Below are 26087 nucleotides of genomic sequence, written 5' to 3' on the forward strand. Positions count from 1 at the left end.
CAGTCTAGATAGTTTACGGTTTGGAAGACAGCTCTAAATCGTTACCTATATAGATTACATAGTTAAAAGGTCTACAGATTATGAAAGCGTTACATTTCGGTGCGGGTAATATCGGTCGTGGTTTCATTGGTAAGTTACTAGCAGATGCGGGTCTTGAAGTGACGTTCGCAGACGTAAACGAGACGGTTGTTAACGCCTTAATTGAGCGTAAAGAATACCCTGTTAAAATTGTTGGTGAAGAGTGTGTTGTTGAAATCGTTAAGAATGTAACAGCGGTAAACTCAGCCACAGACGCGGTAATCGACAGTATTGCTGAATCCGATTTGATTACCACAGCGGTTGGCCCAACAGTTTTAAAAATCATTTCTAAGTCTATCGCTCAAGGGATTGAGAAGCGTGCAAAAGCAGGCAATGCAACACCAATGAATATCATTGCGGCTGAAAACATGGTTCGCGGTACAAGTCAGCTGAAAGCAGCGGTACTTGAACACCTTTCTGATAAGATGAAAGCCTTTGTTGAAAAGAACGTAGGCTTCGTTGATTCAGCCGTCGATCGTATCGTTCCACCGGCAGAAGCAGGTGAAACGGATCCTCTAGCCGTTACGGTAGAAACATTCAGTGAGTGGATCGTAGATCAAACTCAATTTAAAGGTGAGATCCCTAACATTCCGGGTATGGAGTGTACGGATAACCTAATGGCGTTCGTTGAGCGTAAGCTATTTACACTCAATACTGGCCACCTAGTTACGGCCTACTTCGGTGTACTAGCAGGTCATGAGACGGTGAAAGATGCAATCGAAGATGAAAAGATTCACGCACAAGTAAAAGCGACCATGGAAGAGAGTGGTGCCGTTCTTGTCAAACGCTACGGTTTTGATCCACAAGCTCACGCAGCATACATCCAGAAAATCTTAGATCGATTCGCCAACCCTTATTTACGTGACGAAGTGGATCGTGTTGGACGTCAGCCAATTCGTAAACTAAGTCCACAAGATCGTCTTGTTAAACCATTAAATGGGACTCTTGAATACGGTTTACCTAATAAACACCTAGTGGAAGGTATTGCTGCTGCATTCCATTACAAGAATGAAGATGACCCTCAAGCGGTTGAACTTCAAGCAATGTTTGAAGAAAAAGGATTTGCTGAGACATTGGCGCACTATTCAGAGCTGAACAAAAACTCAGAAGTTGTTAAACTAGCAGAAGAAGCTTATAAAGCATTGAAATGATAAACCATCAAAGTGCCGTTCTAGCGGCACTTTTTCCTTTTGTTAGAGTCATGCCAATACATTCAAACCAAGAATCGGAATTATTAGAAGAACTTGCTGAATCCGCCAATGCTGCGGAATGTTTGCTATGTGCTTTTGATGTGTTGGAAGATATGCTCGATGCATTATTAAAGAGTATCTTTCATAAAGACGATTACGCGGTGAAATTTGTTGTTGATCCGCTACTGACCAATGATGGCCCTTTAGGCGAGATTCTCGTCCGTACTAAGCTGTTGTTGGGCTTAGGGGTGATCAGCAAAGAGGTCTACGACGATATTGAAATCTTTGTAACCCTAAAAGAGTGGGTAAAAGTTCAAGAAGGGAAAATCGACTTTTGGGATAAAGACATTGTCTTTGAGTTGAATAAAGTCAATGCGATACAAAAAAATATGCCTGTTGATTACTCACCAGAGTTGATTGAGGGTATGTCAGCAGATATGCAAAAGATGTTTTTGGAACGCCACTTTCAAAAGGTGCGCTCCACTATCGTTCTCGCCGTTAATGATATTCACCAGCAGCTGTCTCGTGACAACGCGTTAACATCATAAACGCAGCTTTTCTCTCAGCTCAATGTCGTTTCGAGCTTTACTTGCCATGCTTCGTATTCACTAAGCAAGTTGCGTAAAAATGCCACTGGATTCGCTATTTTCTCTCCACCTTTAATCTCAGCATCAGTCACATGCCAAAATTGCTGACTCACTATGTTTCGTTTGTAAATGAAATCCAATAGCTCATTGATTGTCAGGGGTAGGTGCGATTCTTCCAGTAAAAGCAGAATTGGCTTTAGCTCTGCTGTGGTTCCTTGAAGAAACTGGTCGCTGGTTTTGCTTGCTAAATGCTGAACTTGGCTAGACGAGTGCGCTTTGCAGATAGGTTGCATTAGTTGATAAAGTAAGAAGTTGACTTTCTGCGAAGCGATTAACGTCGCACCCAGTAAAGGAAGTAGCTCATGGTTTTGAGTATCGGTTGATAGTGTCATTTGTTGAACCTCAAGGTCTATCCATCAGATAAAGTAGAGAGTGTTACGCAAACTGGGTAAGCACGTCTTCGGCTGTAACTTTTGATGCATCAAAAAGGATGTAATCACCGTTTGTCGTTTTTAGGCATTGGAGATTGCCTTTAAAGCCAATTCTTGCCAATTTCTCCAACAATAGCTTATCCGCTTGTTCATAGACCACACTAAGAAATGGTAATTGATTCGAATGAACCAAGCCTTCAGCGTTATAGGTCTCCATCGCGTCGGATAGATGGTCAGTATCAGTGAATTCAATGATTTCCGCGATTTCGTTCAACAACATATTATTTCCGTGCTCGTTGTATGGTGAGAGGCAAATCTTACTACTTTTTGCTTAAGTGGATCGAGAGTACGTGACGAAATTGTGTCGCGATAGAAATGTTTAAGCAAAAAATAGATGGTGTATAAAAAAACCACTCCTTAAAAGAAGTGGTTTTTATCAATCGTAAACAATCAAAGATTATAGATCTTGAATGTTTTCTGCTTCTAGCTCTTGGAAGTAACGAAGCGTTTTCACTTTTAGCTCTTGCTGTGCTGGCTCGTCAGCAACGATGATTGCTTTCGGGTGCATTTGCAGCGCAGTAACTGTCCACATATGGTTGATGCTACCTTCGATGGCTACTTGTAGTGCTTGAGCTTTGTTGTGACCTGTAGTCAGGATCATTACTTCTTCTGCGTCTAGTAGAGTTGCAACACCGATAGTTAGTGCATATTTAGGCACTTGGTTGATGTCGTTATCGAAGAAGCGAGAGTTAGCAATACGAGTCTCTTCAGTTAGCGTCTTGATACGAGTACGAGATGCTAGTGAAGAACCTGGTTCGTTGAATGCGATGTGACCGTCGATGCCGATACCGCCCATGAATAGGTTGATCTTACCGAAAGAGCGGATCTTTTCTTCGTATGCTGCACAGTGAGCATCGATATCATCTGCAAGGCCGTCAAGAAGGTTAACGTTCTCGTCTTGGATATCAACGTGGTTGAAGAAGTTGTTGTACATGAAAGAACGGTATGACTCTGGGTGGTTCGGGTCGATACCTACGTACTCATCCATGTTGAATGTTACTACGTGCTTAAAGCTCACTTCGCCAGCTTTGTATAGCTCAATAAGTGCTTTGTAAGTTGTTAGAGGTGTACCACCAGTTGGTAGACCAAGAACAAATGGACGATCTGCCGTTGGGTTGAACGCGTTGATCTTGTTTGCAATGTGACGAGCTGCCCATTTACCAACTTGCGCAGCGTTATTTAGAGGAATCAGTCTCATTTGTCTTTCCTATAGAAAATTGTCAGATGTAATGCTTAATTTGCATTGTAAAATAAGAGTGGGTTTTAAGCTAGTATTTTTGCGAGAGAGGTGAGCTTTTTCTCTTATTTTAGATCAAATAATGTGCATATAATTTTGTCGAATCAAATGAAAATCACGCTTTTTTTCTTTCATGAGAAAAGGGCATACCCAGACTTGGTAAGCCCAAAAGAACGAGGTAAAGGTCGATTATCGGTCGTTTAGCGCTATGAACGGTCATCGTGTTTGTCTAGGTAGCGCTCGGTCTTTTCACTGCCCATATATTTGGCCAGTGTTTTGAAAGGAACCTGCCTTAGGTCCACCATAATTAAGCCATCAAGGGCGTTGTTAAATTTAGGGTCAATATTAAAAGCAATCAACTTCCCATTTAGACCTAAGTATTGGCGAAGTAAAACCGGGACACCCTTTCCTTGCTCAATTCGAGAAAGTACTCTCGATAGCAGCTGCACATCGCCTAAAGCCGTCAACATTGTTGGGTTCCAACTGCGTTCGTGATTAGGCAGAGGGTTTGACGGACTAACGTGCTCTGCTGCCTTGGAGTGAGAGTGGTGAAGGGTCATGGTATCTGCAAGTAAGTGTCGCGCTTGTTCACTATAATCATTGCTGATACTAACTGGGCCAAATAGGTGAGTATATTCAGGATGTCGTGCAACATACGCCGCGATTCCTTTCCAAAGTAGAAGAAGAGGGGCCATGCTTTTTTGATACTTTGCGTCAATGACTGAACGGCCCATTTCGATCGCTTTACCCATACTGGCAATAAACGGTCGATCGAAGTGGAATAAGGTTCTGGAATAAAGACCAAGCATGCCATGTTTTTCAATCAGCTGATCCACGAGTCCAAGTCGATAAGCACCGACAAGAGTTTGGTTTTCGTTATCCCAAATAAACAGCTGTAGGTAATCACGATCAAATGGATCAAGGTCGAGGCTGTTTCCCGTCCCCTCGCCGACGGCACGAAAGTTACTTTCTCGTAACCGACCAATTTCATGCATTAGGGCGGGGATTCGTTCGGAAGAGGTACAGTAGACATCAAATTCTCCGTTTGAAAGCAGTAACTCATCCTCCTTTAGATGAGAAAGATCATTGAGGAGATCTTCTTTTGCTAGTGCTTCGGCGACGGGGAATTGATTGTTTTGACTATTGCATTCTGGGGAAGAGCTTGGGCTCGGCTGTTGTAGCAGGTAGGTATTGAGCCTCAAGTAATTCGTCATCTGATCATCACACAGGCTGCTCAACTCTTTGAATTTGATCGTTGCACCAATCGAAATCGCAATCTGCTGTTGAGATTTATTAAGCAGTTCACGGCCAAGCATTAAAGTTCGTAATAAAGGGTGAACCTTCTCAGCAAAATAAAAACGTTTGGAGTTTTGTCCATCAATAAAGATAGGAACAGTAACTGAACGTGATTTTCGAATTAAGCGGCTAACGGAACGACTCCACGTTTTATCCTCTAGTCTTTTTGTTTTGTTATCAATTAACTGAGAAACCTCTCCAGCGGGAAAGAGCAAGAGTAATCCGTCTTCTTGTAGATGTTGATGTGCTTGACGCATTGCTTTGAGGTTAGCGTGATGTGCTTCTTGAGTGTCAAAGACATCGACACCAATAAACAGTTGATCCAGTTCAGGCACGGTTTTTAGATATTGGTTCGCTAGGATCTTAACATCACTTCTGACTTGTAAAAGCATCTCGGCCAGGATGACGCCTTCGACACAGCCGAGTGGATGGTTAGCAACAACGACCGTAGGGCCAGTGGTTGGAATATGACTTAAGCTCCCTTGGTTGATTCGATAGTCGATACCAAGAACTTCAAGAGTAAAACGTAGAAACTGCTTGGTATCACAGCCAGCTGGGCGCTGAGTATAAAACTTATCGAGCTTCGAGAGGCCAGTTGCCCACTCTGTAAAATGCTCACCAAGACGAAAAGGCGTTTTCTTAGGCAGACGAAACGGGCTAGAGATGTCCATAGTTCCTCACAGCAATAATTAAGCTTGTATGAGGGTAAGAGTGGGATGTTGCAGTGAAGCGTCAATATGATGAGAGAACGTTGAAGTTAAGATGACGATCTCGTTAAGGTGGCGTGAGTTTCGCGGCGACAAGGTGAAATGAGTGCAAGAATGATTATTTAATTAACCTAAAAAATATATCGCTCACAAAATATACTAATTTTGTATCTAAACTAAAGTTTCATTGCTAACTTGATCAATGCGGGTAGCGCTATTGATCCTAACGGAGCAAAAGACTCTCAGGAGAATAGCCAGTCAACTTACCTTCGCATTTGCTGATCTGGAATGCCTCACCTTAAGAGGTAAAACGGGAACCTGAGGTTCCCGTTGTTGTATCTGTCTAATGGAGACGAAAAAGCCTGAGTGATGAAGCTCAGGCTTTAATAGAGAGTTACTGCTATTTGCTTTTAAATTCGCTTAGCTAGAGCGATGTACTGACATGTGTGCGAGCGTAATCAGCGCTTGCTTATAGTCTGACTCTTCTAATACGCTAAGTTGTGCAATCGCTTTATCGGCTTCTTCATACGCTTTCTGGCGCGTGTATTCCAATGAACCGGTTTGCTCCATGGCCTCAAGGATGTCATTCAGACGCTCCATGCCATTCGCTTTCTCGATCGCTTCACGAATCATTGCCGTCTGTTCTGGTGTGCCGTGTTTCATTGCGTATAAAAGAGGCAACGTTGGTTTACCTTCAGCAAGGTCATCTCCCACATTCTTGCCCATGTCATCACCATCAGAAGTGTAGTCCATCACATCATCAATAAGCTGGAAAGCCGTACCCAAGTATTTGCCGTAGTTCTGCAGTGCCACTTCGATTTCTTCAGGGGCCTCATTCAGAATCGCACCAATTTGAGTTGCGGCTTCGAACAAGCGAGCAGTTTTCGAGTAGATCACTTGCATGTAGCTTTCTTCTGTCGTGTCAGGATCGTTACAGTTCATTAGCTGTAATACTTCCCCTTCAGCGATCACGTTTACTGCATCACTCATAAGCTTAAGGATCTTTAAAGATCCTAGCTCGGTCATCATCTGAAATGAGCGTGTGTAGATGAAGTCGCCGACCAAAACGCTAGCCGCATTACCAAAAGCGGCATTGGCAGTTGCTTTACCACGACGCATATCAGACTCATCAACGACGTCATCGTGAAGCAGCGTTGCAGTATGAATAAATTCAATAAAGGCTGCAGACGTTGTATGAGCTTCGCCCTGATAGCCAAGTGCTCGTGCAGATAAAACCGCTAGAAGAGGGCGGATACGTTTACCACCACCACTAACAATGTAGAAACCCAGTTGATTGATTAAAGAGACATCAGAGTTGAGTTGTGCGTGAATTGTTTCGTTCACTTTTGCCATGTCATCGGCGGTGAGTGCTTGGATAGCTTTAAAATCCATTGTAAATCCGGCTGAAGTTAGAACTTGTAAGGTATTCTTATCGAGTTTATTTGGTGAATAATACACTAAAAAACGTTGATTAATACATGGTTAACGGGCATGATCTCGGCACTTTCAATTGGCGATTAGCTTTTCGCCAATTTTTTCAAAATATGGCTTGTCATAGGTGCGACCTTTCTGTAGAATCTGCGCCCTATTGATGATTAGTTTAGCGCACACCCTTGATGCTCAATACAAGCATACGGCTGTGCGGAAAAAGCGGAGTAAGATATGTACGCTGTTTTCCAATCTGGTGGTAAACAACACCGTGTAAGCGAAGGTCAAACTCTTCGTTTAGAGAAATTAGACGTTGAAACTGGTGCAACTGTTGAATTTGATAAAGTTCTTCTTGTTGCTAACGGTGAAGACATTAAAGTTGGTGCTCCTCTTGTAGAGGGCGGCAAAATTGTAGCAGAAGTTGTACAACACGGTCGTGGCGATAAAGTTAAAATCGTTAAATTCCGTCGTCGTAAGCATTCTCGCAAACAAGCTGGTCACCGTCAGTGGTTCACAGAAGTGAAAATCACTGGTATCAACGCTTAATCGATTAGGAGAGTTTAACAATGGCACACAAAAAAGCTGGTGGTTCTACTCGTAACGGCCGCGATTCAGAAAGCAAACGTCTAGGTGTTAAGCGTTTCGGTGGTGAGTCTGTTCTTGCAGGTAACATCATTGTTCGTCAACGTGGTACTAAGTTCCACGCTGGTACTAACGTAGGTATCGGTAAAGACCACACTCTATTCGCTCTTACTGAAGGTAAAGTGAAGTTCGAAGTGAAAGGTCCTAAAAACCGTAAATTCGTTAGCATCGAAGCTGAGTAATTAAACCTCGTTTAATTATTTAATTAGCTTTCAAGCTGAATTCAAAAGCCCTGCCGATTCGGCGGGGTTTTTTATTTATGGTGACTTTGAGTTGACCATTACGGCGGAATAAATACTAAGGCACTCTGTAAAGAGTCCCTTCATATTTGTTCCAGTGGCAGAGCAGTGAAGATCTCAGGTGATCAGTCTGAAACTGGAATCTGCTAGAATTTATATCATTCACTTTCCTTATAAATAGGGAATGCTGAGATGATATTTGCAACGCAGCTATGATGCATAGCACAAGGGCGGAGTAAGAGATGAAATTCGTTGATGAAGCGGTAGTAAAAGTTCAAGCCGGTGACGGCGGTAACGGTGTGGTGAGTTTCTGGCGTGAGAAATTCGTTGCAAAAGGCGGCCCTGATGGTGGTGATGGTGGTGACGGTGGTGATATCTATATCCAAGCTGATGAAAACCTAAACACTCTGATTGATTACCGTTTCCAACGCTTCTATGAAGCGGAGCGTGGTGAAAATGGCCGCGGTGGTAACTGTACGGGTAAGCGTGGTAAAGACAAAGTGATGCGTGTGCCTGTCGGTACTCGCGCTGTTGATATCCACACTAATGAGATTGTTGCTGAAGTCGCTGAACATGGCAAAAAAGTCATGGTAGCAAAAGGCGGTTGGCACGGTCTGGGCAACACGCGCTTTAAGTCGTCAGTAAACCGCGCTCCTCGTCAAAAGACGCTAGGTACAAAAGGCGAGATCCGTGAGATTCGATTAGAGCTTCTCCTGCTTGCTGATGTCGGTATGCTAGGCCTGCCAAATGCAGGTAAATCAACCTTTATCCGAGCGGTATCTGCGGCTAAACCTAAAGTGGCGGACTACCCATTTACAACGCTGATTCCAAGCCTTGGTGTCGTCAGTGTTGTCCCTGAGAAAAGTTTTGTTGTTGCAGACATCCCGGGCCTAATTGAAGGTGCGGCGGATGGCGCTGGTTTAGGTATTCGATTCCTGAAACACTTAGAGCGTTGTCGTGTGCTTCTGCACATGATCGACATCATGCCTGTTGATCAATCGGATCCTGTACAGAATGCTTTGACGATCATTGATGAGCTTGAGCAATACAGCGAGAAGCTAGCCGATAAACCACGTTGGTTGATCTTCAATAAAGTCGATCTGATGCCAGAAGATGAAGCGAATGAGATCATTCAAAACATCATTGATGCGCTAGGCTGGGAAGAAGACTACTACAAGATCTCTGCTGTAAACCGCGATGGTACTAAAGAGCTGTGCTACAAGCTAGCAGACTTCATGGAAAGTCTACCTCGTGATCAAGAAGAGATTTCTGAAGAAGAGAAAGTGGACTTCATGTGGGATGATTACCACAAAGATGCGATCTCTGGTAAAGACGTGATCACCGAAGATGATGACGACGACTGGGATGACTGGGACGATGAAGAAGATGACGGCCACGTTGTCTACGTTCGAGACTAACAGCCCTGAATTGATTAAGCCGCAATATTTATTGCGGCTTTTTTGTGTCTATATCAAATCATGCTTAACCGTTTCTCTGCAAAATAGAGGCATTCTAAAGGAGTAGGATTGAATTATGGCGTCAAAGCAACGGGCTGTGTCTCGTTTAATCGCTCAAGCTGGGCAAATGCTTTTGGCTCACGGAGCAGAAAGCACTCTGGTTGGCGACCTTATGCGCCGCTTTGGTTTAGCGGCCGGTATGGATGAAGTTGAAGTGTCGTTGTCAGCAAGTTCATTGGTCGTGACGACGGTTTACCAAGAGCACTGCATTACTACCGCTCGTCGTTGTCCCGACCGGGGCATTAATATGTGGGCCATCACCCAAGTTCAACGTATCTGCATCATGCTCGAACGTGGCATCATCGATTATTCACTCGCCCAGGAAAAACTCGATGGTATCAGTCCTGAGCGTTATAACCGCTGGCTAGTGGTTTTCATGATTGGTCTGTCTTGTGCGGCATTTAGTCGTTTAGCGGGTGGTGACTGGGTGGCCTTTGCGATGACTTTCATTTCGTCGGCTGTGGGAATGATTGTGAGGCAAGAGATTGGTCATCGTCACTTTAACCCACTGATGAACTTTGCTGCCACGGCATTCGTTACTACGGTTGTCTCAGCGCAAGCCGTGATCTATCAACTGGGTAACTCACCTTCGTTAGTGATGGCTTCTTCGGTTCTGATGCTGGTTCCTGGGTTCCCGTTGATCAATTCCGTCGCAGATATGCTCAAAGGTTACATCAATATGGGGATTGCTCGCTTCGTGATGGCGAGCTTGCTGACGTTGGCGACAAGTTTAGGCATTGTGGCGGCGATGAGTTTAGTTGGTGTATCGGGGTGGGTAGTATGATCAGTTGGGATCTTTTATTTGGTCTTCTCAATGATATGGTTTTTGCAGCGATACCCGCTGTTGGCTTTGCCTTGGTGTTTAATGTTCCTCAAAAAGCCCTGATCTATTGTGCTTTGGGCGGTGCCATTGGCCATGGTTCTCGGTATGTCATGATGCACTTTGGTATTCCCATTGAATGGGCGACCTTCTTTGCTGCAATCATTGTCAGTATGGTAGGCATTCATTGGTCAGCACGCTTTCTTGCTCACCCAAAAGTGTTTACCGTTGCAGCCTTGATCCCTATGGTCCCTGGAGTCTTTGCGTTTAAGGCCATGATTGCTTTAGTGGAACTCAATAATCAAGGCTACTCTCCAGAGCTAGTGGCGATGTTGATGGAGAACTTCCTCAAAGCGATGTTCATTATTGCTGGTTTAGCGGTTGGCTTAGCCATGCCAGGCTTGTTATTCTATCGCCGGAAATCAATTGTATAGCTCAGAGGAACTCAGTAATGATCATTAGTATGATCGCCGCAATGGCAAACGATCGAATTATCGGCAAAGACAATCAAATGCCATGGCATCTTCCTGCTGACTTTGCTTGGTTTAAGCGCAGTACGATGGGTAAACCTGTCGTGATGGGGCGTAAAACTTATGAATCCATCGGTCGCCCATTACCAGGTCGTCAGAACATTGTGATCAGCCGTGATGGTTCACTTGTTATTGACGGAGTAACTACGGTGACCTCTATCGATGAGGCACTCCAAGCAGCAGGTGATGTTGAAGAAGTGATGATCATTGGTGGCGGGACGATTTATCAAGCGTGTTTGCCGAAAGCCGATAAGCTCTATGTGACGTACATTGAAGCAGATATTGACGGAGATACACAGTTCCCAGCTTGGGGAGATGAGTTTAAAGAGACTTACTCTGAAGCTTATTCCGCGGATGAAAAGAACGCTCACAATATGCGTTTTGTGGTGCTTGAAAAATAAGCCTAATCAGCGTGAGATTCCTAACTCGCTCAGACTTTACCGTGTGAAATGATGGACAAACGAATGTCATTCCATAGACCGAAGAATGAGGGAGTAGGGAATCTAAAGGGAGTTTATTGTTGGAGATTCCCTACTTGGTCGTCCCTCCCGCTAGGGAATGACAGATTGAGTCATGATAGTGCTTGTTGAGTAAAAAACTGTTTATCTTCCCATCTCAGCATAGTTAAACATCCGCCCCAAACACAGCCTGTGTCTAAACCGATAACCTCTTCACCTTCATAGCCCTCTAACGCTGCCCAGTGGCCAAATAATACGGTCTTTTCTAAGGTGATTCGGCTATCCAGTTGGAACCAAGGAATCATTGAGCCATCGTTTATTTGTTTCGGTGGTAATTTACACTCCATATCTAAACGACCATCGGGAAAGCAAAAACGCATGCGTGTGAAGGCATTAATGATGTAGCGGTAACGCTCAATTCCTTCGAGCTTTTCACTCCAAGTATCCGGTTGGTTGGCGTACATATTTTCAATCAGCCAAGGCCACTGATCACTTTGCAGGATATTTTCAATTTCTTTCGTCGCACGACGAGCATCAATGAGTGTCCACTCGGGAGAAATGCCAGCATGGCACATAACAAACTCATCATGTTCTGCCATTAAGGGTTGATGACGGAGCCAATCCAGTAGTTCGTTTTTGTCAGAGGCTGAAAAAATCGGCGCTGTTTGATCTTTCTTCTTTATTTTAAACAGTCCGAGCGAGACCGCAAGAAGGTGGAGATCGTGATTACCTAGAATGACTTTTGCACTGTCACCAAGAGAGCGAAGAAAGCGAAGCACTTCTAATGATTTAGGGCCTCGAGCGACTAAGTCTCCCGCAACCCATAACGTATCGTTTATAGGGTTAAAATTGACCTGCTCTAGCAGCAGTTGCAGTTCGTCATAGCAACCTTGAAGATCACCGACAATGTAATTGGCCAATGTGTTGTCCTAGTTAAGAATATTGGGAATCGCGAGCCTAAATGGGTCAACTTCGGTGATGAACTCTTTACCCGCCTCATCGTGCATGATGTACTGGCCTTGCATTACACCCACCGGTGTTTCTATTACTGTACCGCTGTTGTAGGTGTATTCATCATTGGGAGAGATGAAAGGCTGTTGACCAACGACCCCTTCGCCTTCAACAGTCATCTGACGGCCGTTAGAATCCGTGATTAACCAGCGTCGGCTAACCAGTTGAACATTTTGTTGGCTAAGGTTCTTGATGGTGATGATATACGCAAAGACGTATCGCTTTGCATCAGGTTGAGATTGTTCAGGAATGTACTTGGTATGAACTTGGACTTTGATACAAGGGGTAGCTTCCATATAAACTCCTTTATAAAGTCAAAAAAGGTGACAAACCAACGGTCTATCACCTTCTTATTCTAGCTTAAACTATTTGCTGTTGGCAGCTAACCAGTTCGCCATATCAACGAATTGAACCAAGGTTAGGTTCTCTGGTCGCATACTTGGATTAATGCCTAACTCTTCGAGAACTTCTGCACTGAGTAAACCCTTGTAGCAGTTTCTCACGGTCTTACGTCGTTGGTTGAAGCCTTCGCGACAGACTCGGTCTAGATACTTAAGATCGCTCACCGGGTGCGGGATCTCTTCGTAAGGAACCAGGCGAACCACCGCTGAATCCACTTTAGGTGGCGGAACGAACGCAGTTGGTGGTACTTCAAGTACAGGCACTACTTTACAGAAGTATTGCGCCATTACCGTAAGACGACCGTAAGCTTTTGTGCCAGGACCTGCTGCTAGGCGGTTAACCACTTCTTTTTGCAGCATAAAGTGCATATCTTGAATGTCTTTATGGAACTCAAAAAGGTGGAACATCAACGGTGTTGAGATGTTGTATGGCAGGTTACCGAAAATACGCAGTTTGTTGTTTGGCTGTACGAGCTGGGTGAAGTCAAAACGCATTGCGTCGCCTTCATGGATCGTTAGCTTCTCACCAAGCTCTGGGTGATTACGTAGGCGTTCTGCTAGGTCGCGGTCAAGCTCAATAACGGTAAACTTGTCGACTTCTTTACCCACAGGCTCTGTAATCGCCCCAAGGCCCGGACCGATCTCTACGAGGTTTTGACCTGGTCTTGGATTGATCGAAGAGACGATCCCATCAATGATGTATGGGTCGTTAAGGAAGTTTTGACCAAAGCGTTTTCTCGCTTTGTGCCCTAAGTGGACATCGTTTCTCATAGTATTCTCAAATTAATTCGATTTCTTATCGACTAGCTCGATAGCGTGAGCCAAAGCCGTTCGGAAGCTTCCTGTATCTGCCTTACCTGATCCTGCTAGGTCAAGCGCAGTGCCGTGATCAACGGAGGTCCTAATAAATGGCAGTCCCAGGGTGATATTCACCGAGCGACCAAAGCCTTTGTATTTTAGTACAGGAAGTACCTGATCGTGGTACATCCCGAGCACTGCGTCGGCATCTTCAAGGTATTTTTCATTGAAGATGGTGTCAGCAGGGAGTGGTCCAATTAAGTTGAGCCCATCACGCTGACGCAGTTTATCTAGTGTTGGAGTGATGGTTTCAATCTCTTCCATGCCGAGCACGCCATCTTCTCCTGCATGTGGGTTAAGCCCACAGACATAGATGTTAGGTGAAGGGATAGCAAACTTCTCAACCAGATCCTTGTGTAGGATGGCGATGATTTTCTCTAATCTCTCTTCAGTTACTGCCTGTGACACGTAGGCGAGCGGAATGTGCGTGGTCACCAATGCGACTCGCAGCCCTTCTGTTGCCAACATCATAACAACCAACGGTGTGTTCGACTTTTCGGCGAAGAACTCAGTATGGCCACTGAAAGCCACACCCGCTCGATTGATCACACCCTTGTGCACAGGGCCGGTGACAATAGCATCAAATTCACTATTCATACAGCCTAAAGCCGCTCTTTCTAGTGTATTTAATACGTAATGACCGTTGGTTTCGTCTAGCTGTCCAGCGATGGCTTGGCTTGTAAGTGGAATATGGTCAACGACTAAGGTGCCCGCTTGCTGTGCAGTAATTGGAGCAGACGGATCATAATCAATCAGCTCAACATCAATCCCCAGTTGTTCAGCTCGCTCGGCAAGCATTGTTTTATCGGCACTGACAACAATCTGGTGACTCCAATCTTCTTTAGAGAGAGCCAGAACTAAATCAGGGCCAATACCCGCAGGCTCGCCGGCAGTTACTATGATTCTCTTACAGCTCATCTTGGTCGTTGTCCTGTACCACTTCAACGTAAGCGCTCGCACGGATTTCTTGTAGCCATGCGCTCGCTTCTTCATTGAATTTACGGTTAAACAAAATACGATAAGCTTTGTTCTTCAGTGCTGAGTCCGTGCGGTCTACTTCGCGTCGTTCTAGGATTTCGACAATGTGCCAGCCATGAACGGTCTTAAATGGCTCGCTGATTTTGCCAACCGGTAGAGTATCAACTTGGTGCTTAAACTCAGGAACGTACAGATCTGAAGTTTGGTAGCCTAATTCGCCATCTTGCGCAGCAGAACCTGGGTCTTGGCTGTATTGCTGGGCAAGTTCACCAAAGGTTGCTTCACCAGCGTTAATTTGACGGATGATGTCGTTAAGCTGATTTTGGACACCCTCATCACTTAGAATCACGGTCGGCTTGATAAGAATGTGGCGAGCATTGACCTCGGTTACTGCAACCGTTTCAAGACCTTTAACATCTTCAAGTTTTAGGATGTGGAAACCCACGCCGCTGCGAAATGGACCGATAATACTGCCTTTGTTTTGCAGCTTGATTTGGTCGGCGAAGATGGTTGGCATTTCTTCTTTGCGCATCCAACCCCAGTCACCACCTTGTAGCGCTTTAGGACCTTTCGAGTAGGTGTAAGCCATGGTGCTGAAGTCGGCACCGTTGTTCAGTTCTTCTACCAACTCTTTTGCTTGCGCTTCAATGGCCGCTTTGTCATCGCCGTCATTAACACGAAGCTGAATGTGGCCAATTTTGTATTGAACGGTGGCGTTAGTCTCTTGAGCTAATAACTCACTTAAGTTATCGACTTCTGCAGGTAGGATATTAATGCGACGGCGAACCAAGGCATTACGGGCTTCGCTAGCGGCAATCTCTTTGCGAATTTGCTCGCGAAACTCTGGATAGCTAAGGCCTTCACTTGCAATAGATACGCGAAGTTGTTCTACGGTTTGCTGATTGTTCTTGGCAATTTCAGCGATGGCTTCATTCAGACGGTTGTCATCGATACGAACACCTAAACGTTCGGCTTCTTGCTGTTGAATGGTATCAACGATCAGTTTCTCTGTGACTTGCTCAGTCAAAATCTCTTCTGAAGGAAGGGATTGGCCTTTTTTCTTGGCATTGGCTTTGAGTGTCTTAATTGATGAGTCGATATCGCTCTGCAGTACTACTCCGGTGTTAACGATAACCGCCACTTTATCCAGTGCAACGGGCTCGGCTTGCGCCAAGCTTAATGGGCTTGCAACCAACAGTGCTAAGAGTGTTTGTGTCCAAAACTTCATTGAAAGTCCTATAAAAATAATCAGCCTGATGTCTTAGACACCAGGCTTTGTCATTAGTTGTTTAAGAAGAATGGGCGGCCGTAACCTAATGAGTTACCCGCACTGTCTAATCCCGCTAACCCTGAACCGGCACCAAGCTTAGTACCGAAGCCGATGATACCGAAATTGAGGCTGAAGTTGTTCTCGTAGATTGGGTCAGCATCTGGGTAATTGCTAAAGCTTGGGTCCCAACTTTGTAGTTGTTTACTGTAAGTAAAGCCAATGTACCAGCAGTCCGAAGTGTAATTTAGACGCGCTAGCCACTCTAAAGACTCATCGGTGGTCAAGTCGTAAAAATACTGAGCACTGGCATTCCAACTGCGGTTGAATTGGTACCCCGTGAGTAAGCCAGCTTGAGATATGCCATCTACGGTAATATCCGAAACGTCAAAATCGACGGTGTCTTGCAAATATTGCTCAGTAACATAACGGTAGTTACCTTGAATATAGCCGCCATTGAAGCGGTATTCTAAGGTGCTGTTACCTAGCTGAACTTCACTGGTATCAATATCGTATTGAATACCACCGTGATAGAAGAGGTAATCATCGTAGTTGAAGTCAACTTCGACGGCCCATGCTGAATAGTTCGACTTATTCTGTTCATCATTGTTAAAGGCATCATTTTTGGTGTCTTTATCAATGTAGAAGATCTGACCAAACGAGATGTTTAATCTCTCTTTGTAGCCATCGTCAAAGAAACGAGTCGATGCACCATAGCTAAACTGGTTTGCTTCAGCAATTTTGTCGACACCGCTGTACTTACGGCTGCGGAACAGACCGTAATAGTCGGTTTGCAGCAGAGTGGTGTCATAGTTGCCAATATTGCTTTGGTCTTCTTTCGGTACGTAGACGTATTGCAGCTGTGGTTCTAGTGTTTGAGTGTAGCCATTGAAAATGGTCGTATCTCGTTCAAGAACAACACCTGCATGGGTGCGAAACTCTGGAATAACACGAGAGACATTTTCTTCCAAACCGTAGTAAGGATTGTCGACTAGCTCTCCGCTGTCATTGGTCACTCTCTGAGATGTTGTATCTACACCATCAAGATCTTGTTGATAGTACGTGCCCAGTAAGCGGGCTTCCGTTGTCCAACTACCCCAAGTGGTACCAATTGGAATCGTCAAGCCAGGCTCAATATGGACACGAGTAGCTGACGGTTTGCCTTCTGCATCGGTATCAAATCGAGAGACATGGCTGACCATATCGAAGTCTAGATAACGCATTAACTCAGGGGCGTAATAGTTAAATTCTAGCTGTGGCAGCAAGCGATATGGCAAGTTATTGCTTTCAGTCAGAACTTGGAAATCTCGAGCTAACAGTGACGCATCCCATGATTCAGAACGATAGGTCGCTCTGCCTTCTTGAATTAACTGACCATCCTCTTTGTTACCAATATTGGAATCGACATCGTTGAAGTAACGAATATCACTGACTTTTGAGTAGTCAGCTTCAAATTTCCAATTCGAATCGTAAATACCGGAGTGTTCCCATTGGAAGCCCCAACGATCGCCATACTCTGGGTATTTTTTGTCGTCTGGTAGGTATTCAGATTTTAGGTTGGTGGTACCAAAGTCAGACAGGTGGCGGAATTCACTGTTAAGTTGAGTTCCGCGGTTTTGCATATACTTGAGCGTTGTTTCTAAGTCATAGTTAGGAGCAAGGTTCCAATAGATAGGAACCTCCATTTCGAAACCATCACTGGAACCGTACGAAACGGTTGGGTACAAGAAACCGGTTTTACGCGTATCACCAATAGGTACGGTGAGATATGGCAAGTAGAAGACAGGAACACTAACGACTTCAAAGCGCGGATTGTAGAAGGTCGCTTCTTCCTCGTTCTGGTCAATATCAATACTTGAAGCGACCATGCGCCAGGAGTTATCCCCTTCAGGACATGAGGTGATCGAACCATCTTCAATTTCATAGACGGCTTTGCCTGTTTTCGCGACATACACCGCTTCACCACGTCCCGGTTCACAAAGGAACTGATAATTGGTATTTTCAAGCGTCACGAAATCAGTATTAAGGTTGTTCGTCGCCTTTTCAGAAATGGTTTTTACTTCACCGTCACTGAAGGTCACATTGCCTTCGGCCACAACGACATTATCTTGTTGGTGAAGAGTCACATTGTCGGCAAGCATGCGCTTTTTGCCTTGGACAACAACAACGTTACCGCGGTACGTGGCTTTATCACCATTGATGGCTTCTAAGCTGTCTGCTTCAACGTTTACAGGTAGCTGATTAGGATTTTCTGGCTCCGGTTCGTTGATCAAACATTGATCTATAGCGGGCAGTTCCTGCACACTATTGTCTGTTATAGTTTCTGCTTGAGTCTGAGGCACTACAAACGCAGCACTGATTGAAGCGGCTAACAAGGTGCGTGGAAAACGTAACATCGAGTTTTACTATCCTGTTGAACTTGATATATCCGGTGAATAGGCGACCGAATGTAAATAAAACGGCCCTTATAATAAAGTAATTTGAAGCTTACGGCACTATCAGACCGCTTCATGAAGAAAAAATTCAGAGATTGAGAGCACATAATGCATATTTTCGGCAAAATTCTGGGCACGTTTTTTGGTTTCTTATTTGGAGGCCCTTTTGGTGCGGCCTTTGGCTTATTTATCGGTCATCAATTCGATAAAGCACGCCGTCTACGCCAGGCTGGCTTTAATACCGGTTTTGGCAGTGGGCCTAGTCAAGCTCAGCGTCAAGAAGAGTTCTTTAAAGCGGCGTTTGCCGTCATGGGGCACGTTGCTAAAGCAAAAGGGCAGGTGACTCGAGAAGAGATTCAGCTGGCTTCTACCATGATGGATCGTATGAATCTGCATGGAGAGCAGCGTAAATCGGCGCAAAATGCCTTTCGTGAAGGTAAAGAGAGTGATTTTCCACTTGAGACTGTGCTTGAGCGAGTGAGAATTTCGGCTGGTGGTCGTTTTGACTTGATGCAGTTCTTCTTAGAGTTGCAAATCTCAGCAGCCTTTGCAGATGGGGATATTCATCCGAGTGAGCGCAGCGTTCTACACAAAATTGCACAGGGGCTTAATTTCTCTGCCGATCAACTTGAACAACGCCTGCGTATGCAAGAGGCGGCATTCCGTTTCCAACAAGGTGGTTTTGGTGGCCAAACGGGAGGCGGACGCTCTCATTCGTCTGGCGGTCAGTGGCAACAAGCCTCGACGGCAGACCAGCTTAGTGATGCGTATAAACTGATTGGTGTCGATAGCAACGCGGATGCGAAAACAGTCAAACGTGCTTATCGTAAGTTGATGAATGAGCATCACCCAGATAAATTAATGGCGAAAGGTTTGCCACCTGAAATGATGAATGTGGCGAAAGAAAAGTCGCAAGAGATCCAAAATGCGTATGATTTGATTAAGAAGGCGAAAGGCTTCTAAACATACAGCAGATAATGTGATGGGTACGAAGAAGGCGCATAGATTTCTCTATGCGCCTTTTCTAATTTGGTGGCCCCTCGCAGACTTGAACTGCGGACCAATCGATTATGAGTCGACTGCTCTAACCACTGAGCTAAGGGGCCGTATAGGGCAATGATTATAGGGGATGCAGATCAGGCTGTCTAGACGTCAGGCTGGTCAAATGCGTTTAGTTTTTATCCACTTAAATCCATTAGAGACAAAAAAGGTGAGCTTGTGCTCACCTTTTATTCAATCTAGCAGAAATCGATTATTCGTCTAGGAAGCTGCGCAGAGTTTCTGAGCGGCTAGGGTGACGAAGCTTACGTAGTGCTTTTGCTTCGATCTGACGAATACGTTCACGAGTAACGTCGAACTGCTTACCTACTTCTTCAAGAGTATGGTCAGTGTTCATATCGATACCAAAACGCATACGAAGTACTTTCGCTTCACGTGGCGTTAGACCAGCAAGAACGTCTTTCGTTGCTACTTTTAGGCTGCCTGCCGTTGCAGAATCCAGTGGTAGCTCTAGCGTCGTATCTTCAATGAAATCACCTAGGTGCGAATCTTCGTCGTCACCGATTGGTGTTTCCATTGAGATTGGCTCTTTCGCGATCTTTAGAACTTTACGAATCTTGTCTTCTGGCATTTGCATACGCTCTGCCAGTTCTTCCGGTAACGGCTCACGACCCATCTCTTGCAGCATTTGGCGAGAGATACGGTTTAGCTTGTTGATCGTTTCGATCATGTGTACCGGAATACGAATCGTACGTGCTTGGTCGGCGATAGAGCGAGTGATCGCCTGACGAATCCACCAAGTTGCGTAAGTCGAGAACTTGTAACCACGGCGGTATTCGAACTTATCGACAGCTTTCATCAGACCGATGTTACCTTCTTGGATTAGATCCAAGAACTGTAGACCACGGTTTGTGTATTTCTTAGCAATAGAGATAACAAGACGTAAGTTCGCTTCAACCATCTCTTTCTTCGCACGGCGGGCTTTCGCTTCACCGATAGACATACGACGGCTGATGTCTTTAATGCTTTGTACCGTTAAAGACGTCTCTTCTTCGATGATCTTTAGCTTAACAATTGAGCGACGGATGTCATCTTCATTGCGACGAATCTTCTCAGCATACGGCTTATCCGATGCTAGGATCTCATCTAACCAAGCTTCCGTTGATTCATTACCCGTAAACAGAGTAATGAACGACTTCTTAGGCATTTTGCCGTATTCAACCGTCGCCTTCATGATTAGACGCTCTTGAGTACGTACGCGCTCCATAGAAGTGCGCAGTTCATTAACAAGGTAGTCAAACTGCTTTGGCGTTAGGCGGAACTCTTTAAAGACATCGATAACCATTTCACGAGCAAGCGTTGCTTTCGGGCTGTCATCGCCGTACTCGTTACACGCTAGCTGGAAGTTTTGGAAAGTGTTGCGTAGTGCAGTGAACTTCTCTAGAGCAAGCTCAGGATCGATACCTGTATCTTCCTCTTCTTCCTCGTCATCATCTGATTCTTCTGCTTCTTCTTCTGCGTCTTCTGCTTTTAGATCTGACTCAGCAAGTTCAGAACCGATGTGAGTCGCAGTTGGCGCGGCAGTTTCGTCAGCGTCTGGGTCAACAAACCCGGTGATTAGGTCGGTAAGACGTAGCTCTTCAGCTTGAACTTTATCAAACTGCTCTAGAATGTAAGGGATTGTCCCTGGATATTCCGCAACAGAGTTTTGAACCTGGTTAATACCATCTTCAATACGCTTAGCGATATCGATCTCGCCTTCACGAGTCAATAGTTCAACAGTACCCATTTCACGCATGTACATGCGAACAGGGTCTGTGGTTCGGCCGATTTCATTTTCTACACTTGAAAGTGCAGCCGCCGCGGCTTCTGCTGCGTCTTCATCGGTGATTGTATCGTCATCATTCAGAGCAAGATCATCAGCATCTGGAGCAGTTTCTACTACTCGGATGCCCATGTCGTTGATCATTTGAATAATATCTTCGACCTGCTCTGAATCGACAATTTCTGCCGGTAGGTGGTCGTTTACTTCTGCGTACGTCAGATAGCCTTGTTCCTTGCCTTTAATGACAAGTTGTTTTAGCTGTGACTGCGGATTTTGATCCATAGACGGTATCCAACTTAGTATCTGGTGAAGGAATTAGTATGCGAGTTGCAAACCATACATGCTAACAAATTTTATCATAACTGGCTATGTTATGGACGCTGAAGAATTAGCTCTTGCAACTCCAACCTTTCTTCGACTGATAAGCCGACGCTTCTAGATTTCGCCAGTAGATTTTCAATTTGCTTTTCAACACATTGAGCAAGAATATTATCCAATGCGTCATAAAATATATCTTGTTCATTATCTTCATCGAGGGGGATTTCCCACCCTGCAAGACGTGACAATAGTGCCTCTTGGCTGTTATTTCGCCACTGTTCAAGTAACTGGCCCGTAGTTATATTGGGGTGTGAATTGCAATATTCAAGCACCTCTATAAATAAACTAAGTCCCGGGACTGTTAACTCTCTCACACTTGAGAGATCCGGTACCATTTCAGCATAGCTCGGATTTTGGATAAGCAAAGCGATCAAGTCGCGCATTGGCGTTCGTTTGATCTCTTTATGCGGCTGAGGTCGAGTTTCATTTAGCTTCTTGCGTGGCTGGCGTTTTTGGTTGTCAAAGCCAGTGCGTTCATCAAGCAGTTTTTCCAGTAACTCTTGGAAATACGGATCAGGAATTTTATCGATCAATGCGCTAGCGTGAGCACGAAGGGCTGATTTACCTTCATTGCTCCCCAAGTTGAGTTGATGAAGCTCAATCAGGTTATCGAATAAATAGCTAGAAAGCGGGGTTGCTTGCTCAATTTGTTGCTCTAGAGCTTCTTTGCCGTGCTTGCGCACATAGCTGTCTGGGTCTTCACCATCCGGTAAGAACAAGAACTTAAGCGTGTTGCCTGTTTTTAGGTATTGCAGCGCATTTTCTAGTGCGCGCCACGCAGCCTCTTTACCGGCGCGGTCACCATCGTAGCAACATACCACCGTATTGGTTTGACGAAATAGAAGCTGAATGTGATCGCCTGTGGTGGAAGTGCCCAGTGATGCGACGGAGTAATCAACATCGTACTGTGCTAGCGCAACCACATCCATATAGCCTTCTACCACCAATACTTTCGGTGGTTCGCGATAGGCTTGCATGACTTCATAAAGGCCGTAAAGCTCTTTGCCTTTGTGGAAGATCGGTGTTTCAGGAGAGTTTAAGTATTTTGGTGTACCATCGCCAATCACACGACCACCAAAGCCGATAACTCGACCACGACGGTCACGAATAGGGAACATCACCCGACCACGGAAGCGGTCGTAGCGGTTGCCTTTGTCGTTTTCGATCAGCATACCGCCAGAGACTAGCGCCTCTTGAGTTTGTGGTGTTTGACCAAAGTTCTTACGGACTAAATCCCACTCATCAGCAACATAGCCAATACCAAACTTCTGAACGATTTGACCAGAGAGTCCACGTTCTTTGAGGTATTCGATGGCAACTTTGCTTTTAGGTTGCTTGAGTTGATCACGGTAGAACTGAGCAATACTGCCCATTATGTCATACAGGTTGCGTTTCTGTTCAGTGCTTGCTTTAGGTTGGTTAGATTGAAAGCCGCCACCTTGTCGCTGTTCTCTTGGAACATCAAGACCTAAAAATGAAGCAAGCTCTTCAATGGCTTCAACGAACTCAAGTCGTTCGTATTCCATCATAAAGTCGATGGCATTGCCGTGCGCACCACAACCAAAACAGTGATAGAACTGTTTTTCTTGTGAAACACTGAAAGAAGGGGTTTTCTCGTTATGGAATGGGCAGCAAGCGCCGTAGTTTTTGCCTTTTTTCTTAAGTTTTACTCGAGCGTCAACAATGTCGACAATATCTAGCCGAGCGAGGAGATCATCAATGAAACTGCGAGGGATGTGTCCTGCCATAAAACCTAACAAAAAAGAAAACTAGAGAGTAGATACAAACAAGCCGCGCATTCCAGAGGATAGCACGGCTTGTTGCAATTTGGTCTGGGTAATTAAGCCAGTTTAGCGCGAACTAAACCACTTACTTTACCCATATCTGCGCGCCCTTGGATTTGAGGCTTAAGAACGCCCATCACTTTACCCATGTCTTGCATGCCCGCCGCACCAGATTCCGTAATTGCGCTTTCAACAAGTGCAGTCACTTCTTCTTCAGTGAGTGGTTGAGGCATAAAATCCTCAAGTACAGTAATTTCAAGTTTCTCAGCGTCTGCAAGATCTTGACGACCTGCAGCTTCAAATTGAGCGACAGAATCGCGACGTTGTTTAACCATTTTAGTTAGCACAGCAAGAATGTCGTCATCGCCCAGAGTAATCTGTTCGTCGACTTCACGTTGCTTAATGGCTGACAAAGCTAAACGGATAGTGCCAAGGCGCGGTTTGTCCTTGGCTTTCATCGCTAATTTTTGCTCTTCTTTGAGCGTATCAATAAGAGCCATAACTATAATCCTTTAGGACTTAGTTATTAGTACAGGCGAACGCGACGTGCGTTTTCGCGAGCTAGCTTCTTAGCGTGACGCTTTTGAGCTGCTGCTTTAGCGCGTTTGCGAACTGTAGTTGGTTTTTCGTAGTGCTCACGACGACGCACTTCAGAAAGGATACCTGCTTTTTCGCAAGAGCGTTTGAAACGACGTAGAGCAACGTCGAACGGTTCGTTTTCACGTACTTTAACTACTGGCATATGCCTTTCACCTCAGGGGTTAATTCGTTAATGCTGGAACGTTAGTGAGCCAAACACTGATGTTCGGTCTCAAACCAGCTTGATCAAAAATGGTGCGGAATTTTAATCCGATCACACTACCTTTGTAAAGTATTTTGTTGGGTAGAGTTTGCACAAAATTTGTTTGATCAGCCAAGCCGAGGTAAGATTGCGCCAATTTTGAATTCGAGACAGACATCTCCAAGGTAAACCATGCGCATTATTGGTATCGAAACCTCTTGTGATGAAACAGGAATTGCTATTTACGATGACGAGAAAGGGTTACTTTCTCATCAGCTGTACAGCCAGGTAAAACTGCATGCCGATTACGGCGGAGTAGTCCCTGAGCTTGCATCCCGAGATCACGTAAAGAAAACCATCCCTCTTATTAAGGCTGCATTAAAAGAAGCAAACCTAACGCCAAAAGATATCGATGGTGTGGCTTATACGGCTGGTCCTGGCTTGGTAGGTGCGTTGCTTGTTGGTGCAACCATTGGTCGTAGCATGGCTTACGCATGGGGAGTGCCTGCGGTGCCAGTCCATCATATGGAAGGCCACCTACTTGCTCCGATGCTAGAAGATAACCCACCACCGTTTCCATTTGTGGCCGTATTGGTTTCAGGTGGTCACACCATGATGGTTGAAGTGAAAGGTATCGGTGAGTATAAAATTCTTGGTGAGTCTATTGATGACGCTGCTGGTGAAGCGTTCGATAAGACGGCTAAATTGATGGGGCTAGACTACCCAGGCGGCCCACTTCTGTCTAAATTAGCAGAAAAGGGAACTCCTGGTCGATTTAAGTTCCCTCGTCCAATGACGGATCGTCCAGGGCTTGATATGAGCTTCTCAGGCCTTAAAACGTTTACGGCAAATACGATTGCGGCCAATGGCGATGATGAGCAGACTCGCGCAGATATCGCTCTGGCATTTGAAGAGGCAGTCTGTGCAACACTGAGTATTAAATGTAAGCGTGCACTAGAACAAACCGGTTTCAAACGTATTGTTATTGCTGGTGGCGTGAGTGCAAACCGCCGTTTACGTGCGGATTTAGAACAACTTGCGAAGAAAATTGGTGGTGAGGTGTACTACCCGCGCACTGAGTTCTGCACTGATAACGGTGCAATGATTGCTTACGCAGGTATGCAGCGTCTAAAAAATGGTGAAGTTGCTGACCTTGCTGTTCAAGCAACGCCTCGTTGGCCAATTGACCAATTAGAACCAATTGAATAAAACCAAAAGAATACACAAGGTCGCTAATAGAGCGGCCTTTCTTTTATGTTGAAATGAAAGCGTGGTATTACGCTTCTATGCAATAAAAATAATCAATGGAAAGAACCATGGAAAAGTTTTCAGTTGATGGCCGCGAGATGGCCTATTTAGATGTGGGTAGTGGTCCCGTTGTGATCTTTGGCCACAGTTATCTGTGGGATAACAAAATGTGGGCTCCGCAAATTGAAGCGCTGAGTAAGTACTATCGCTGTATTGTGCCTGATTTTTGGGCGCATGGAGAATCGGATTTTGCACCTCAAACCACTCGTTCGCTACAAGACTACGCCAAGCAAATATTGGTGCTTATGGACCAACTTAAGATCGACGAGTTTTCGATTGTTGGCTTATCGGTCGGAGGTATGTGGGGCTGTGAATTGGTGACCTTGGCGCCACAGCGAGTAAAATCCTTAGTGTTGATGGATACCTTTGTTGGTTTAGAGCCTGAAGTTGCTCACAACAAATATTTCGCGATGCTTGATGCCATAGCGCAAGCCAAAGCAGTCCCTAATGAGATTGTTGAAGCGGTGACACCGCTGTTTTTCGCTAACAACGCCAAAGAGGATTCCCCAGAGCTTGTGACAAACTTCTCTAAGTATTTAGCAAATCTTCAAGGTGAGCAAGCGGAAGAAATCGCCCGTATTGGCCGTATGGTTTTCGGCCGACGCGATCAAATCGAAGATATTGAAAAGTTTGCTTTGCCGGTATTAATTGCCGTCGGACAAGAAGACAAGCCTCGCCCAGTATTGGAGTCGTACTTGATGGTTGATTCGATTACTGGCTCTCAACTTGTTCAGATCCCGAAAGCCGGTCATATATCGAATCTTGAGCAGCCAGAATTTGTCACTGAGCTGCTGCAAAATTTCCTGAACTCTGTTTACGCGTAACCATTAAAAACAAAGCCT

General features: G+C 45.1%; 26 protein-coding genes and 1 tRNA gene. 11 read left to right on the forward strand and 16 right to left on the reverse strand.

Translation table 11 applies throughout. The features are described 5' to 3' along the window. Window positions 1-80: 80 nt before the first annotated feature. Window positions 81-1229, forward strand: coding sequence for a mannitol-1-phosphate 5-dehydrogenase (locus EJ063_RS13865; protein WP_126574909.1), 1149 nt, complete (start codon window positions 81-83; stop codon window positions 1227-1229). Between the two features lie 50 nt (window positions 1230-1279). After that, window positions 1280-1816, forward strand: a complete 537-nt coding sequence (locus tag EJ063_RS13870) for an MltR family transcriptional regulator (RefSeq protein WP_126575115.1) — start codon at window positions 1280-1282, stop codon at window positions 1814-1816. Between the two features lie 14 nt (window positions 1817-1830). Here EJ063_RS13870 and EJ063_RS13875 read toward each other — a convergent pair whose 3' ends face one another. From EJ063_RS13875 to ispB, 5 genes are all read right to left on the reverse strand, one after another. Then, the gene (locus EJ063_RS13875; RefSeq protein ID WP_126574911.1) at window positions 1831-2247 is read right to left on the reverse strand and encodes a glucosamine-6-phosphate deaminase; all 417 of its coding nucleotides are present in this window, start codon (window positions 2245-2247) and stop codon (window positions 1831-1833) included. Window positions 2248-2290: 43 nt separating this feature from the next. Beyond that, the gene (locus EJ063_RS13880; RefSeq protein WP_126574912.1) at window positions 2291-2566 is read right to left on the reverse strand and encodes a hypothetical protein; all 276 of its coding nucleotides are present in this window, start codon (window positions 2564-2566) and stop codon (window positions 2291-2293) included. A 177-nt stretch (window positions 2567-2743) separates the two neighbouring features. Further along, window positions 2744-3544 carry a glucosamine-6-phosphate deaminase gene (gene nagB, locus EJ063_RS13885; RefSeq protein WP_126574914.1) on the reverse strand — a complete coding sequence of 267 codons (801 nt, stop codon included), beginning with the start codon at window positions 3542-3544 and terminating at the stop codon, window positions 2744-2746. Window positions 3545-3789: 245 nt separating this feature from the next. After that, on the reverse strand, window positions 3790-5550 hold the full coding sequence (locus tag EJ063_RS13890; protein WP_126574917.1) for a bifunctional lysophospholipid acyltransferase family protein/GNAT family N-acetyltransferase: 1761 nt from the start codon (window positions 5548-5550) through the stop codon (window positions 3790-3792). Window positions 5551-6006: 456 nt separating this feature from the next. Next, complete coding sequence (gene ispB / locus EJ063_RS13895) at window positions 6007-6978, reverse strand: octaprenyl diphosphate synthase (RefSeq protein ID WP_126574919.1); 972 nt, start codon at window positions 6976-6978, stop codon at window positions 6007-6009. 270 nt (window positions 6979-7248) lie between these two features. On the opposite strand from ispB, the gene rplU reads away from it, so the two are divergent. The 6 genes from rplU to folA all read left to right on the forward strand — a co-directional run bounded on the left by rplU (window position 7249) and on the right by folA (window position 11163). Next, window positions 7249-7560: a 50S ribosomal protein L21 gene (gene rplU, locus EJ063_RS13900; protein WP_126574920.1), complete on the forward strand. Its 312-nt coding sequence runs from the start codon at window positions 7249-7251 to the stop codon at window positions 7558-7560. Window positions 7561-7580: 20 nt separating this feature from the next. Then, on the forward strand, window positions 7581-7838 hold the full coding sequence (gene rpmA / locus EJ063_RS13905; RefSeq protein ID WP_004409945.1) for a 50S ribosomal protein L27: 258 nt from the start codon (window positions 7581-7583) through the stop codon (window positions 7836-7838). Window positions 7839-8137: 299 nt separating this feature from the next. Further along, entirely contained in the window at window positions 8138-9313 is a 1176-nt protein-coding gene (gene cgtA, locus EJ063_RS13910; protein ID WP_126574923.1) for an Obg family GTPase CgtA, read from the forward strand. A gap of 115 nt (window positions 9314-9428) precedes the next feature. Continuing rightward, complete coding sequence (locus EJ063_RS13915) at window positions 9429-10196, forward strand: threonine/serine exporter family protein (protein WP_126574925.1); 768 nt, start codon at window positions 9429-9431, stop codon at window positions 10194-10196. Beyond that, complete coding sequence (locus tag EJ063_RS13920) at window positions 10193-10666, forward strand: threonine/serine exporter family protein (RefSeq protein WP_126574927.1); 474 nt, start codon at window positions 10193-10195, stop codon at window positions 10664-10666. Before EJ063_RS13915 ends, EJ063_RS13920 begins: the two co-directional genes overlap by 4 nt. A 17-nt stretch (window positions 10667-10683) precedes the next feature. Beyond that, a complete protein-coding gene (gene folA, locus EJ063_RS13925; protein ID WP_126574930.1) occupies window positions 10684-11163 on the forward strand; it encodes a type 3 dihydrofolate reductase in 480 nt (159 codons plus the stop codon). A gap of 170 nt (window positions 11164-11333) precedes the next feature. On the opposite strand, the gene apaH is transcribed toward folA, so the two are convergent. The 6 genes from apaH to lptD all read right to left on the reverse strand — a co-directional run bounded on the left by apaH (window position 11334) and on the right by lptD (window position 18131). After that, the gene (gene apaH, locus EJ063_RS13930) at window positions 11334-12140 is read right to left on the reverse strand and encodes a bis(5'-nucleosyl)-tetraphosphatase (symmetrical) ApaH (protein WP_126574932.1); all 807 of its coding nucleotides are present in this window, start codon (window positions 12138-12140) and stop codon (window positions 11334-11336) included. A 9-nt stretch (window positions 12141-12149) separates the two neighbouring features. Next, complete coding sequence (apaG, locus tag EJ063_RS13935) at window positions 12150-12527, reverse strand: Co2+/Mg2+ efflux facilitator ApaG/CorD (protein WP_126574935.1); 378 nt, start codon at window positions 12525-12527, stop codon at window positions 12150-12152. A 69-nt stretch (window positions 12528-12596) separates the two neighbouring features. Further along, window positions 12597-13403, reverse strand: coding sequence for a 16S rRNA (adenine(1518)-N(6)/adenine(1519)-N(6))-dimethyltransferase RsmA (gene rsmA / locus EJ063_RS13940; RefSeq protein WP_126574937.1), 807 nt, complete (start codon window positions 13401-13403; stop codon window positions 12597-12599). Between the two features lie 12 nt (window positions 13404-13415). Then, window positions 13416-14408, reverse strand: coding sequence for a 4-hydroxythreonine-4-phosphate dehydrogenase PdxA (gene pdxA, locus EJ063_RS13945; RefSeq protein WP_126574945.1), 993 nt, complete (start codon window positions 14406-14408; stop codon window positions 13416-13418). Next, on the reverse strand, window positions 14398-15696 hold the full coding sequence (gene surA, locus EJ063_RS13950) for a peptidylprolyl isomerase SurA (RefSeq protein ID WP_126574948.1): 1299 nt from the start codon (window positions 15694-15696) through the stop codon (window positions 14398-14400). Before surA ends, pdxA begins: the two co-directional genes overlap by 11 nt. 53 nt (window positions 15697-15749) lie before the next feature. Next, window positions 15750-18131: an LPS assembly protein LptD gene (gene lptD / locus EJ063_RS13955; RefSeq protein WP_126574950.1), complete on the reverse strand. Its 2382-nt coding sequence runs from the start codon at window positions 18129-18131 to the stop codon at window positions 15750-15752. Between the two features lie 147 nt (window positions 18132-18278). Here lptD and djlA point away from each other — a divergent pair, with 147 nt between their 5' ends. Continuing rightward, window positions 18279-19133 (forward strand): co-chaperone DjlA, encoded by an 855-nt coding sequence (gene djlA, locus EJ063_RS13960; RefSeq protein WP_126574952.1) that lies wholly within the window; start codon window positions 18279-18281, stop codon window positions 19131-19133. Window positions 19134-19200: 67 nt separating this feature from the next. Here djlA and EJ063_RS13965 read toward each other — a convergent pair. From EJ063_RS13965 to rpsU, 5 genes are all read right to left on the reverse strand, one after another. After that, window positions 19201-19276, reverse strand: a tRNA-Ile gene (locus EJ063_RS13965). A 146-nt stretch (window positions 19277-19422) separates the two neighbouring features. Beyond that, window positions 19423-21276, reverse strand: a complete 1854-nt coding sequence (rpoD, locus tag EJ063_RS13970; RefSeq protein ID WP_126574954.1) for an RNA polymerase sigma factor RpoD — start codon at window positions 21274-21276, stop codon at window positions 19423-19425. Window positions 21277-21365: 89 nt separating this feature from the next. Continuing rightward, window positions 21366-23120: a DNA primase gene (gene dnaG, locus EJ063_RS13975; protein ID WP_126574956.1), complete on the reverse strand. Its 1755-nt coding sequence runs from the start codon at window positions 23118-23120 to the stop codon at window positions 21366-21368. A 92-nt stretch (window positions 23121-23212) separates the two neighbouring features. Further along, the gene (locus EJ063_RS13980; RefSeq protein WP_126574958.1) at window positions 23213-23656 is read right to left on the reverse strand and encodes a GatB/YqeY domain-containing protein; all 444 of its coding nucleotides are present in this window, start codon (window positions 23654-23656) and stop codon (window positions 23213-23215) included. A 26-nt stretch (window positions 23657-23682) separates the two neighbouring features. Beyond that, a complete protein-coding gene (gene rpsU / locus EJ063_RS13985; protein WP_001145625.1) occupies window positions 23683-23898 on the reverse strand; it encodes a 30S ribosomal protein S21 in 216 nt (71 codons plus the stop codon). 231 nt (window positions 23899-24129) lie between these two features. On the opposite strand from rpsU, the gene tsaD reads away from it, so the two are divergent. Together tsaD and EJ063_RS14000 are read left to right on the forward strand one after the other, a co-directional pair. After that, window positions 24130-25146, forward strand: coding sequence for a tRNA (adenosine(37)-N6)-threonylcarbamoyltransferase complex transferase subunit TsaD (gene tsaD / locus EJ063_RS13995; RefSeq protein WP_126574962.1), 1017 nt, complete (start codon window positions 24130-24132; stop codon window positions 25144-25146). Between the two features lie 107 nt (window positions 25147-25253). Continuing rightward, the gene (locus tag EJ063_RS14000; protein ID WP_126574964.1) at window positions 25254-26069 is read left to right on the forward strand and encodes an alpha/beta fold hydrolase; all 816 of its coding nucleotides are present in this window, start codon (window positions 25254-25256) and stop codon (window positions 26067-26069) included. Window positions 26070-26087: the final 18 nt, after the last annotated feature.

This window comes from Vibrio aquaticus (genome assembly GCF_003970385.1).
Lineage (GTDB): Bacteria > Pseudomonadota > Gammaproteobacteria > Enterobacterales > Vibrionaceae > Vibrio > Vibrio aquaticus.